Genomic DNA, 13,198 nt, shown 5'->3' on the forward strand with positions numbered 1-13,198 from the left:
CAAAACATGTATGCTATAATCATAATCACAACTTGCAAGAAATAATGGCTTCTGTGTGTGTTCCACTAGATATGGATGATTTTAGCAGGAGTCCCCCTGTCTTATTATTACAATTTTATAACATGCCAAATCAATGATAAAAACATGATATACTAGCCAAGATAAACGGGTAAACATATACTATTATGCACCCTTTTCGCATTTGTTCTGATTCATTTCATTTCTTGCATACAGTATAATAGAACTATTTTCGTATTGGTGTGATAAATTTGAGGAAGTTTGCAGTTATTTTTGTTATTTTACTTGTCATTATCGGTGCAGGAGGCTTTTTTATTTATTATAGTCAAGCTCACCAAGTGGAAAAAACGATTCAAGATGTCCAGGACCACTCTTCTGAGCAACAGACAGCCGATAAAAAACAAGAAAAACATGATTCCAAGCAGGATCAAAAAGAAAAATCGGAACAAGACACAAAAAAAGAAGATGATAAAACCAGTATCAAGGCGTTTCTGGAAGACACCGTACAAAACACGATCAATTATTTCACCAATAACGAAGTCCACGTTGTATCTATTGGGGACTCATTAACCGAGGGAGTTGGCGATACGACAGATGGTGGTGGATATGTCGGTATCCTGGATAATACGATTAACCAAAAGAAACATGTGGCGGAATTCGATAACTACGGTAAACGGGGAAACCGGTCAGATCAGCTACTAAAACGCCTGGATATCCCGGAAATATCCAATTCCATTAAAGATGCGGATATTGTCACGATCACGATTGGTGCAAATGATATCATGAAGATTTTAAAGGAAAATATCACGGACCTGTCATATGCAGATTTCAACGAAGAGCGATTAAATTATGAGCAGCGGTTAATTAAAATTTTTGATAAAATAAATGACCTGAATCCAGATGCAAATATCTATCTGATTGGCTTTTATAATCCATTTGAGCAATACTTTCCAGATATCAAAGAACTTGGTACAATTGTGAAAGATTGGAATACTACTGGAGAAAAAATATCCAGAGAGTATGAAAATGCAACATTTATACCGACAATAGATTTATTCGAGGATTCAGATACCAACTTATTTGCGGATGATAATTTTCATCCCAACACACTTGGTTACAAACGCATTGCGAAACGAGTATTAGAATACCTGCAACCAGAACATGCAACCTAACGATTTGGGAAAGCTAATGAGTACCAATTGATTTTAATAAGCGAGGTGAACTGCTATCACGGAAAGAAGAAATACCGAACAACCTGGAGGGAAATGGAAACGACTATTTTTTGGCTTGCTTATCTTTGACATCGCCATTATTGTCATATTACTGCTATTAATTTTCTGGCCTGTGTCATCAACACCTGCCCCACAATCAGAGGGGAATTATGACCAAAAAAGTTCTGAATTTGTTGTTCGTACCACAAAAGAGAACCTGAATGAATTAGTCAATGCTTATATTGATCAATTATTAAATGATGCAGACCACCATTATAAAGTTTCTCTGGAGAATGATGTTCATTTAATTGGTGAACTGCCAGTATTTTCTTCAACCGTACCACTTTCTGTCCATCTGGAACCAATTGTTCAAGACAATGGGAATGCTGTTTTGAAACTGCGATCCATATCGGTCGGGATGCTGGAATTGCCCAACAAGAAAATAATGGAATACATGAAGCAGTATCTGCCAATGCCAGAGTGGGTAACGATCGATCCAAAAAATGAAGAGGTTTATGTTGCTATCGACAAAATGGATATCAAGAGTAACTTTCAGGTCAGCATTGAACGATTTGATTTGGGAGCAAACGATTTAGCCTTCAAAATCAAAGTCCCTTATGAAACACTGGGAATTGATTAAAGACACTGATCGCCGGGGTCGGGGCTAATCAAGACATTAAATAAGGGATCATCCAATAACAGATGATCCCTTATTTTACAACGAACTGCTTTACTTTTTCAGACAAAAAATATATAAATGATTGCTTTGCCAATGGCTGTGCTTCTTGCACTAATTGGTGTTTGGCATTTTCCATACATTTTGGGTAATCTCCAAGTTTGCCTTCATAAACTAATTGTAATCCGGAAAGATTGCGAATGTCGGCTGGTGTTACCAAGCAATGGGGTTTTTCTACTTGAAACGATTTCACATTGTGTAGAACGGTCGCAACAAACTGTGAACAAAACAAGGCATGTTCCCGTTCAAATTCAATCCGGAGCAGTACCCCAAATAGACCGAGGAAATTATATTTATACAGATGCTTTCGTGCTTCGATTGCCTTGATATTCTGCAAGACCTTTTCACATTCATGATCTGATAAAGTATAGGAATAAATGGCACAGGCAGCGTCCTTTAAGAAGTCACTGTTGATATCTTCTTTAACAAACCCGCCTATAAATGGATTATGCGGCCGCTTCCTTCCAAAACTGTATACTTCCTTCAACTCGTGATCAAAGGCAATGGAAACATGGTTAAGTGATTGTTTCGTACAATAATTAATCACCCTGGCCAGATATGTTCCTGTGTCTGTAAAGAGAAAGTAAATCGTTCTCTCTTCCATAATTTCCCCTCCGTTAGGCTTCATGTTAATTAAAAAGTAACAATTAAATATGAGCAATGAAGCCAGCCATTCCAAACTGTGCAAATGTTTTTTCCTAATAAGAGGATGTTTTTGAAAAGGATTAACTTCCCGTAAACATCTTCTGTGAGATGTTACCATAAACTTTATCCGAAAAATGGTCAATATACAAGTTAATTTTTTATTTTTACCGTTGTTTCTCTGATATTTCGTGTTCTCTGATTATTATATGCACATTATCGATTGACGAAACCCGGTAAATCCCGTAAGCTAGCCATGATTACTATTTTTTTTGGAGGATTAGAAAACACATGATAACTGTTACAAATGTCAGTTTACGATATGGTGATAAAAAATTATTTGAAGATGTCAATTTGAAGTTCACACCCGGAAACTGCTATGGCATAATCGGGGCGAATGGTGCTGGAAAATCAACCTTTCTCAAGGTATTATCTGGTGAAGTAGAGCCGCAATCCGGCGATGTTTCACTATCTCCTGGTGAACGGATGGCTGTTTTGAAGCAGGACCACTTTGCGTATGAAGAATATAACGTGATCGATACCGTTCTGATGGGGCATGAACGGTTGTATGAAGTAAAACAGGAAAAAGATGCCATTTATCTGAAAGCAGATTTCTCTGAAGAAGATGGTATGCGCGCAGCTGAACTTGAAGGCGAATTTGCCGAAATGAATGGTTGGGAGGCGGAATCTGATGCAGCGGTTCTCCTTAAAGGTCTGGGTATTGACGAGTCCTTACATTTACATGCCATGGCTGATTTAACGGAAGATCAAAAAGTGAAAGTCTTGCTGGCTCAGGCATTGTTTGGCAACCCGGACATTCTCCTGCTGGACGAGCCGACGAACGGTTTGGATATTCATGCCATTCAATGGTTGGAGGAGTTCCTGATCAACTTTGAAAATACGGTTATCGTTGTTTCCCATGACCGGCACTTTTTAAATAAAGTATGTACCCATATTGCTGACGTTGACTATGGAAAAATTCAAATTTATATCGGGAACTATGATTTTTGGTATGAATCCAGTCAGCTAGCATTAAAGATGGCTCAGGAGGCAAACAAGAAAAAAGAAGAAAAAATCAAGGAGCTGCAATCATTTATTGCCCGATTCAGCGCCAATGCATCAAAGTCCAAACAGGCTACATCACGAAAAAAACTGTTGGATAGCATTACTTTGGATGATATCAAGCCGTCTTCCCGTAAGTATCCATATATTGCCTTTACTCCTGAACGTGAAATCGGTAATGATCTGCTTCGGGTGGAAGGATTGACGAAAACAATCGGTGATAAAAAAGTGCTGGACAATGTCAGTTTCACCATTAATAAAGATGATAAAGTAGCATTTGTCGGCAAAGATGATATCGCTAAAACGACATTATTCAAAATTTTGATGGGGGAAATGGAGCCAGATGCCGGCACCTATAAATGGGGTGTTACCACATCACAATCTTATTTCCCAAAAGATAATTCCGAGTACTTTGAGAACAACGATTTACCACTAGTGGATTGGTTACGACAGTACTCTCCGGAAGACGAAACGGAAACATTCTTACGCGGATTTCTGGGCAGAATGCTTTTTTCCGGGGAAGAGGCATTAAAGAAAGCAAGTGTGCTATCCGGTGGTGAAAAAGTTCGCTGCATGCTGGCCAAGATGATGTTAAGCCAGGCAAATGTCTTATTGTTGGATGAACCAACCAACCATTTGGACCTGGAGTCCATTACCGCCTTAAACAATGGTCTGATCAAATTCAAAGGATCCATTCTCTTTACATCCCATGACCATCAATTTATTCAAAGTCTGGCTAATCGCTTAATCGAACTAACCCCAAGCGGTGTGATCGATAAAGAAATGAGCTATGATGAATATATTCAAGATCAGAAATTGCAAAAAGAAATAGCAGCGATGTATTAACAAAAGCGAACAAGGTCGGTTAGCAGTGGCACCAATGCTTTTGTATTCCGGCAAATCAAAGCCCCTTCTTTTACAGACGGGGTCTTTTTTGTGATCATTGTAAAGATGTGTGCAAGTCCGCTATGAGAGAGGTGGGGTCTCGCTGGGATTTGGTAAGCAATTTGAGTGGTATCTACCGTGAGATTGCCTGTCTAGGTTGATTGGTTTGCATTAGTGCAGAATATCTGCCGTGAAAAGTCTCCTCTCGTTCGATTGTGATACATAAATGTGGAGAATCTTCCGTGAGATTTCCCGTCTCAGTTGATTGGTTTGCATTAGTGCGGAATATCTACCGTGAGAGGACTCCTCTCGATCGATTGGCATACAAAGGCGCTTCACATCAGTCGAGAGGTTTTTGCTATTATGATTTTATCGACATTTCCCGGGAAATAATGATAAATTTCCATGATATTTTCAAGCAACAATGCCCATATTTCCGATTAAAACCCAATTATGAGTACATACTTGATTTGGATGCCTTATGCTACACCCTTTGATAAGGTTTCGGATAGTATTTTTTGATTTCGGACAGTATTTCCATTAAAATGCTGGAAAAATTCTTTCAACCCCTGAACACGCAACACCCCTCTACTTCAGCGATCCGCTCCATTTCCGGTAAAACCGTACCAAACATTAAAAAACCTCCCTCTAACAGGAAGGTTTCACACGTTACTTATTACTAATTTTCTCCAACATATCCGCCGTCATACCGGCAAGGTCATATTCCGCTGTAAATCCCCATTCTGCTTTTGCTGCTGAGTCATCCAGCGAATTCGGCCAGCTTTCCGCTATTTTTTGACGGACGGGATCAACATCATATGTTAATGTAAATTCGGGAATATGTTTTTGTATTTCCCGGGCAAAGTCTTCCGGTGATGCGGAAATGGCAGTGATATTGAAAGCATTGCGATGACTTAGCTTATCCGGATCAGCCTCCATTAATTGAATGATGGCATTCAGGGCGTCCGGCATATACATCATATCCATATACGTATTTTTGGCAATGAATGATGTATACGATTTATTTTTCACTGCTTCATAATAAATTTCTACTGCATAATCTGTTGTCCCGCCACCAGGTGGAGTAACATGAGAAATTAAACCCGGAAATCTGACTCCACGGGTATCTACGCCAAATCGGTGATAATAATAATCGCAAAGTAGTTCGCCGGCAACTTTATTGACACCGTACATGGAAATTGGACGTTGAATCGTATCTTGTGGCGTCGCATTCTTTGGTGTTGTTGGGCCAAATGCGCCGATTGAACTGGGAGTAAACAGCTTTAGTTTCAACTGACGCGCGACTTCCAACGCATTGAGCAATCCACCCATATTTAAATCCCAAGCTTTTTGGGGATTTGTCTCGGCCTTGGCAGACAATAAGGCAGCAAGATGCATGATTGTATCCACATGATAGGATTTCGCAATAGAGTATAATTTTGCAGCATCTGTTACATCTGCAGTTTCAAACGGTCCGTTACTGGTTTGCGATGTTTTAATATCTGTTCCAATTACATTTTCTGTTCCATAGGTTTTCCGGAGTTTATCTACAAGCTCTGAACCAATTTGGCCAAGAGCACCGGTGACTAAAATCTTCTTCATGCCAATTACTCCTTACTTCATCGGACTAGTGCATGTTCAATCCCATATCTTATAGCGTGTAACCTCATTATGGGGGTGTTACAACCTGTTTATTAGTGATAAAAAATCATTCTGCATGCTGCCGAGTTTTGTTTAGATCACATCTAACTCTTTTCCTACCTTTTCATATATTGCCAATGCATCATCAAGCATTTGCTTTGTATGGGCTGCGGTTGGCATATTGCGCACGCGTCCCGTACCTCTTGGAACTGTTGGGAAGACGATGGATTTGGCATACACGCCTGCCTCAATTAATTTCTTACTGAATTGCTGAGTTGCTTTTTCATCGCCAATGATGCATGGCGTAATTGGTGTTTCACTATGACCAACATCAAAGCCGAGCTGACGTAACCCTTCTTTTAAATACTTACTGTTTTCCCACAGTTTTTCATTTAATTCCGTGCTTTCCATCAATAGTTCGATTGCTTTGGTAGCGGCTGCTGCATCGGCTGGTGTAACGGCTGTTGAAAACAAGAATGGGCGGGAGCGTACTTTTAACCAGTCGATAAGATTGGCCTTTCCAGCGACATATCCGCCAACAACACCGATTGCTTTGGAAAGTGTCCCCATTTGAAAGTCAATCTTATCCTGCAAGCCAAAATGTTTAACCGTACCTGCACCGTTTCCTAATACACCTGAACCATGTGCATCGTCGACATAGGTGATTAGATCAAATTCTTCTGCTACTTTAACAATTCCTGGAAGGTTGGCAATATCGCCATCCATCGAAAAGACACCATCGGTAATGACCATAATTTTATTATATTGACCGGATTCTACAGCTGCCTTTGCCTTATCACGCAGATCATCCATGTCCGAGTGATTAAAGCGAATGATTTTTGCCCGTGATAAGCGACAGCCATCAATAATCGATGCATGATTTAACTCATCGGATAGAATCGCATCCTGCTTATCCATCACAGCTGATATCGCTGCCATGTTACAATTAAACCCGGATTGAAAGGAGATTGCTGCCTCTGTACCCTTGAACAAGGCTATTTTTTTCTCCAATTCCAGATGAAGGTCGAGCGTCCCGTTAATCGTGCGAACTGCACCAGCGCCAACACCATGTGAATCAATTGCTGCTTTGGCTACCTGCTTCAACCGCTCGTCCGTGGCAAGACCTAAGTAATTATTAGAAGAAAGATTGATTAATTTTTTACCGCGAATTGTAATAACCGGACCGTTTGCTCCCTCCACAGGATCAATTTCATTATACAGCCCGCGTTCACGCAAATCTGCAATATTATCGTCTAAAAATGATTGCAGTTTCTTGCTTGTCATGTGAATCCTCCTTTATATGTAAACGCTATTATATCATATTAAGTTTATCATACTTAATCCATTTTGTTTAATCATATCCGATACCACACTCTCCTATGTTACATACCTTCATGGAAAACGCGGGTTTCTTTAGACGTATTTACCATAAAATTGATTGAACCTTTCAACTTTGTAAGGTTTTACTACAAAATTGTCATGAAAATCGATGGTTTCATTTACTATTTTTCATTATACTAGTACTAGATCTTAAAGGTGAGGGAAACATGATGAAAAAGCTTCTGGTTACATTTTTATTCGTACTGATTGTGGGATTTAGTATTGTTGGGGTTGCCCAGTATTCATCAAAATCGGATGATGTTATTAAAACGCATCACGGGGCAATAAGTGTTCAGTCATAGATAAGTTGGGGTTTTTAGGCATAGAAAAAAGGGAAAACATCACTATCAAGATGTTTTCCCTGGAAATTGCTGACGTTAATTGTGTTCAGATATTAGTCTAAAATCGTAACGTTTACTGAACGTACGCCCCAATTATTTGCTTCACCTTTGTTCGGTACGTGAACGTCGATTTTATTGCCGTTAATTGCACCACCAACATCTGCTGCGGTTGCACGACCGTAGCCTTCTACATACACTTCTGATCCTAATGGAATGACATTTGGATCAACAGCAATAACTTTTGCATCCGGATTAGCATTCAAGTCTACACCTGTTGATGTTACACCGGAGCAACCAGAGCATTCAGATGTATATGCCGTTGCAGATACACTGATAGTTTTACCTTCTGGCGCATTATTATTATCGTTTGATTCAGTTTCAGTTGCTTTTGTTGACTCTTCTTTAGCTGGCTCAGCTTCGGTTGCATCATTATCTTCTTTAGCTGGTTCTGCTTGTTCAGTCTGCTGTGTATTTTCATCCTGATTATCATCTGATGCTTCAGCAGTATTATCGGCTGGTTGTTCCGCTGGCTGTTCAGCCGGTTGTTCACTTGGTTGCTCAGATGGCTGCTCTACTGGCTGTTCAGCCGGTTGTTCAGATGGCTGTTCTGTTGGTTGCTCAGCCGGTTGCTCAGATGGCTGTTCTGCTGGCTGCTCAGCCGGTTGTTCACTCGGTTGCTCAGATGGCTGTTCTGCTGGTTGCTCTACTGGTTCAGATACCTGCTCATTATTCTGGGCAACATTTTCTCCATTAACTTGGAGTTTCTGACCAACAACGATTAAATCGGAACTCAGGTTATTCCATGCCTTCAGATTGGCTACCGTTGTCTCAAACTTATGACTGATACGGAATAATGTATCGCCTTTTTGAACGGTATATGTGTTGGTGTTTTCTTCCGTTTCACCAGTATTACCAGTTTCATTGATCACTAGTTTTTGGTTTGGGAAGATCAAATCTGTATCTAAATTGTTTTGTTGTAGTAAATCGTCTACTGTTGTGTTATTTTTTTGTGCGATGTCCCAAAGGCTATCACCTTTTTGGACGTTGTACTCTTCTGCTGAAACATTCGTTACAGCTGCGCCAGCAATAATGACACCTGTAGCTAATGCTGCTACTATTTTTTTCATCGGGTAGTCCCTCCTTCGATTTCTGACAATGCCTATACTATCATACGGGACAGGCCAGTGCAGTTACAAAACGGTTAAGGTTATATTACAAGAATTACCGAATCAACTATATTCGTTACAAAAGATAATAAGTTTGTGACAGGGGGTAAAATTTACTATATTAATAGTAATAAAACCGCATTTTTCTGGTAATTTCTACATTTTTCATAGAACCAAAGAGGAAGCGAAGGCCAAACAACAAGAACTTTCAGCTATAGATTGCCCGAGATTCGCTGCAGAACGAAGCAAAATCGCTATAGCTGTAATGCGAGGGTGGTTGTGCGTAACTTTTAGCGGCTTTTAATCAGATTCTCCCCGGGATTCCTTCTCTTGAATATTTCGCACAAAAAGGCTTGTCCTATATATTATCAGACAAGCCTTTTAAATAAATCATTCCACTATAAGCAGTCAATCTATATGACAATCACCCTACTTACGTGATTTCGGATTAAACGCATCCTTAAACCCTTCGCCAATAAAGTTAATTGATAGAATCGTAAACGTAATCGCTAAACCAGGTGGAATCCAAATCCACCACTTACCGCTGAGTGTACCTGGGTCGCGGGCAGCTTGTAACATATTACCCCAGCTTGGTGTCCCCACTGGCACGCCAAATCCCAGGTAACTTAAACCTGTTTCAGCAACAATCATCGCCGCTAACAATAATGTTGCCTGGACAATAATCGTGGACATCACGTTCGGCAATAAATGCTTCATGATTACTTTGGAAGGTCTGGTACCGATCGATATAGCACTTAAAATATATTCGTTCTCCTTCTCTGACATTACCTTGCTCCGGATAACCCTGGCAGCCCCCGTCCAGCTTAACAAACTAATGACGACAATTAATGCAAGGACACCACTATCAACAAAAATGGTTTTCAACACGATTACAAAAATCAGAAACGGGAAATTCATCATAAAGTCGGTAAACCGCATGAGAATAGAATCCACTTTGCCTCCATAAAAACCGGAGATGGTTCCGATCAATGTGGCAATTAGAATAATAATTGCTGTGCAGGAAAAACCGATCATCAAGGATGTCCGTCCGCCATAGAGCAACATCGTCACAATGTCCCGGCCCGCTCCGTCAGCGCCCAGCCAATGTTCAGCGGATGGCATCGCATCAATTAGCCGCGGTTCAATTCGGCTTGGGTCAATATCCGTCAAAAAAGATGCCGACAACGACAAGGCTGTAACGACAACCAGAAAAATAAGACTAATCATCGCCAAAAAATTGTGGGTAAACTTTCTACGGGCAAGCGCCCATTGTGACAAACTCTTCTTCACCGGCCTTTTCGCTTTTGACGTTGGAGGGGTCGGCTGCTCAGGCAGTTGATTTGTTATCGGATCCATATTGCATTCCCCCTTTAATCCAACCTGATCCTTGGGTCAACCAAGGCATACAGAATATCAGCGATTAAATTACCAAGAAGTGTCATCACGGTTAACAGCATCGTGATACCCATCACAACCGTATAGTCGCGGTTGTTAATGGAATCGACAAATAATTGCCCAACCCCTGGATAGGTGAAAATTGTCTCTATAATGACTGACCCGCCGATAATCCCTGCCAGGTCAAATCCCAGCAAAGTAACAATCGGGATGACCGAGTTTCGTAAAATATGCTTATTATAAATTTTCCGCTCGGATGTCCCTTTTGCTCGGGCGGTTCGCACATAGTCCTTTTGGGCGCTTTCTATCATGTCATTACGTAAAAACTGCGTATAACTGGCGATCGGTAATAAGCCCAGACATAAGGATGGTAAAATGGCATGCTGCACCTTGCTAACAATATATTCCCAAGATCCTGGGCTTACCCCGGAACCAATACTGCCCGTTGCTGGCAACCAGCCCAACTGAAAGGAAACAAAATAGATTAATAATAAGGCCGCTACAAAACTCGGCATTGCCAAAGCTAAATAATTGATAATCTGTACCCCATAATCTCCGGTTGTATTAGGCCGTCTTCCTGCATATTTGCCCATTAAAAAGGCGACTATGTACGTAATAAACATCGCGATGACAGCCAGCAAAATGGTGTTTGGCAAGCGTGACCAAATCAAATCGGAAACAGGCATTTTATGCACGAATGATTGTCCAAAATCTCCATGTAAAAAACCGCCGATCCAATGTAAATACTGCTGATAAATCGGATCATTCAATCCCAATTTACTACGCATGTCCGCAATATATTCCGGATTTGCATTCAATGGATCGATTTTCCCTGTCAGGGCATCCCCTGGCATTAAATGTGCCAGGAAGAATACCACAACAGAGACAAGCAAAATAATCGGGATCATGGTGACAATTCGTCGTAATGTATAAACAAACATGTTATTTTCCCCTTACATTTGGATTGTCTTGCTTAATTCGATCCACCAGCGTCTGTAACCCACCATAAGTAAGGATCCTTTATAGCAGTAAATGAGTTCGTATGCACATTTTGCACCCGCTTATTTACGGCATAGACATCTACAGGGGTGTATAAGAAAATCATCGGTAATTCTTCATTAACAAGTTGTTGCCACTCTACATAAGCATTCTTTCGGTAGTCGCGATCAAATGCCTTATCGCTAAGACCTTCTTCAATTAATTTATCCGATTCCTTATTCACCCAACGCGGATAATTCCAGAGGTCGTCTACTTTCCATAAGCCAGTTGGATCTGGATCACTAGCAAGCCCCCATACACCCATAAATGTTTCGACCGATTCATCATCCTTTTCAACCGTGTCGTAGAATAAATTCATTTCCTTTAAGCTACCGCCGTTCAACTTGGCGTTGATACCAACATCCTGCCAGTTTTGCAAGATATATTCGGCCCGCGGTTCAGAAATATCAGTTCCGGACATGGAATCAAAGTTGACCGTGAATTTTTTGCCATCCGGGTCTTCTCGCCAACCATCGTCATCCACGTCTTTGTAACCCGTTTCATCCAACAGTTTTTTCGCTTTCTCCGGATCGTAATCATAGGTTGTTAGTTCGGATTCATCTGCTTTGGCCCAACTGACAGGCGGCATTGGTGCTTCGATTAATTCACCCAATCCATTGGAGAAGGAATCAAGGATGCCTTGCCGGTCAATTGCATATGCCATGGCCTGACGCAGTTTTTTGTTTTCAAATTTGTCGTTATCCATGATGTTTTTCTTCTCTTTTTTATCCCAATGACCAAATTTAAATCCAATATACGTAAAGCTTAAAGCTGATTCTTCATGAAGATCCAGATTATCCGATTCTTTAACCTCTTCATATTGGCTGCTTGGAATTTTCATAACGTCGATTTCACCATTTTTCAAGGAACCAGAAGCCAATGAGCCGTCAATGACTTTATAAACGACACCATCCAGATATGGCTCACCTTGCCAGTAATCATCAAACCGCTCCAACTCAACCATTTCCCCCGGAACAATCTTTTTCACTTTAAATGGCCCAGTACCAATTGGATTTTTCCGCACTTGATCCGAATCTGGCAAATCCTTCACCGCAATATCTTTGTAATAATGTTTTGGCATCGGATAGCTCCATAGATTATCGATCGTGTTTGGTGCAACATCGGTCAAATGCACCACAATCGTCTTATCGTCTTTGATATCGATACCAGAGATATCATCAGCTTTACCCTGCTGGTATTCCTTTGCCCCTTCGATCATTTCTACATTGGGAAACCGTGATCCCTCATAATCCGGATCGGCAATCACTTCATACGCATAGGCAATATCTTCGGCAACGAGCGGCTCACCGTCATGCCACTTAATATCGTCTTTGATCGTAAGGGTAACAGTTTTGGCATCTTTATCAACTTCATAATCAGTCATGCCAGGTTCTGGTTCCAGTTCGTCATTCGTCTGTACTAATTCATCTGTCATAAAGTCAAGAATATGTTTATCATCTTCCCCTTCATACAACCCCGGTTCCAGCAAACCCTTAAAAGGCTGCCCAAAACCGTACGTTACTTTACCACCTTTTTGCGGCTCACCTGCTTTGGCCTTTTCACCACTATCAGATCCGGAATCTGTTTCTGTCTCACCGTCTGTAGTAGTATCCGCACAAGCAGCCAAAACCATGGACAGAGCAAAAACAAGCGTTAACAATAACCAGAATTTCCTTTTCAACT

At 40.8% G+C, this 13,198-nt stretch carries 11 protein-coding genes; 4 read left to right on the forward strand and 7 right to left on the reverse strand.

Annotation, left to right across the window (positions count from 1 at the left end):
- Window positions 1-260 precede the first annotated feature (260 nt).
- Window positions 261-1,190, forward strand: a complete 930-nt coding sequence (locus O2S85_RS17825; RefSeq protein ID WP_439649422.1) for a GDSL-type esterase/lipase family protein — start codon at window positions 261-263, stop codon at window positions 1,188-1,190.
- Window positions 1,191-1,245: 55 nt separating this feature from the next.
- Window positions 1,246-1,869, forward strand: coding sequence for a YpmS family protein (locus O2S85_RS17830; RefSeq protein ID WP_269412638.1), 624 nt, complete (start codon window positions 1,246-1,248; stop codon window positions 1,867-1,869).
- Between the two features lie 70 nt (window positions 1,870-1,939).
- On the opposite strand, the gene O2S85_RS17835 is transcribed toward O2S85_RS17830, so the two are convergent.
- Window positions 1,940-2,569 carry a hypothetical protein gene (locus O2S85_RS17835; protein WP_269410623.1) on the reverse strand — a complete coding sequence of 210 codons (630 nt, stop codon included), beginning with the start codon at window positions 2,567-2,569 and terminating at the stop codon, window positions 1,940-1,942.
- A 329-nt stretch (window positions 2,570-2,898) separates the two neighbouring features.
- Here O2S85_RS17835 and O2S85_RS17840 point away from each other — a divergent pair, with 329 nt between their 5' ends.
- Window positions 2,899-4,515: an ABC-F family ATP-binding cassette domain-containing protein gene (locus tag O2S85_RS17840; RefSeq protein ID WP_269410624.1), complete on the forward strand. Its 1,617-nt coding sequence runs from the start codon at window positions 2,899-2,901 to the stop codon at window positions 4,513-4,515.
- Window positions 4,516-5,223: 708 nt separating this feature from the next.
- On the opposite strand, the gene O2S85_RS17845 is transcribed toward O2S85_RS17840, so the two are convergent.
- Complete coding sequence (locus tag O2S85_RS17845) at window positions 5,224-6,156, reverse strand: L-threonine 3-dehydrogenase (protein WP_269410625.1); 933 nt, start codon at window positions 6,154-6,156, stop codon at window positions 5,224-5,226.
- Between the two features lie 132 nt (window positions 6,157-6,288).
- A complete protein-coding gene (locus O2S85_RS17850) occupies window positions 6,289-7,479 on the reverse strand; it encodes a glycine C-acetyltransferase (protein WP_269410626.1) in 1,191 nt (396 codons plus the stop codon).
- Between the two features lie 263 nt (window positions 7,480-7,742).
- On the opposite strand from O2S85_RS17850, the gene O2S85_RS17855 reads away from it, so the two are divergent.
- Window positions 7,743-7,877, forward strand: coding sequence for a hypothetical protein (locus tag O2S85_RS17855; protein WP_269410627.1), 135 nt, complete (start codon window positions 7,743-7,745; stop codon window positions 7,875-7,877).
- 92 nt (window positions 7,878-7,969) lie between these two features.
- Here the strand turns inward: O2S85_RS17855 and O2S85_RS17860 are convergent, their stop codons facing one another.
- From O2S85_RS17860 to opp4A, 4 genes are all read right to left on the reverse strand, one after another.
- Window positions 7,970-9,043 carry a LysM peptidoglycan-binding domain-containing protein gene (locus tag O2S85_RS17860; protein WP_269410628.1) on the reverse strand — a complete coding sequence of 358 codons (1,074 nt, stop codon included), beginning with the start codon at window positions 9,041-9,043 and terminating at the stop codon, window positions 7,970-7,972.
- A 468-nt stretch (window positions 9,044-9,511) separates the two neighbouring features.
- A complete protein-coding gene (opp4C, locus tag O2S85_RS17865) occupies window positions 9,512-10,438 on the reverse strand; it encodes an oligopeptide ABC transporter permease (protein ID WP_269410629.1) in 927 nt (308 codons plus the stop codon).
- Between the two features lie 14 nt (window positions 10,439-10,452).
- Window positions 10,453-11,418: an oligopeptide ABC transporter permease gene (gene opp4B / locus O2S85_RS17870; protein WP_269410630.1), complete on the reverse strand. Its 966-nt coding sequence runs from the start codon at window positions 11,416-11,418 to the stop codon at window positions 10,453-10,455.
- Between the two features lie 32 nt (window positions 11,419-11,450).
- Complete coding sequence (opp4A, locus tag O2S85_RS17875) at window positions 11,451-13,196, reverse strand: oligopeptide ABC transporter substrate-binding protein (protein WP_269410631.1); 1,746 nt, start codon at window positions 13,194-13,196, stop codon at window positions 11,451-11,453.
- Between the last annotated feature and the right edge of the window lie 2 nt (window positions 13,197-13,198).

This window comes from Lentibacillus daqui, from assembly GCF_027186265.1.
Classification (GTDB): Bacteria; Bacillota; Bacilli; order Bacillales; family Amphibacillaceae; genus Lentibacillus_C; species Lentibacillus_C daqui.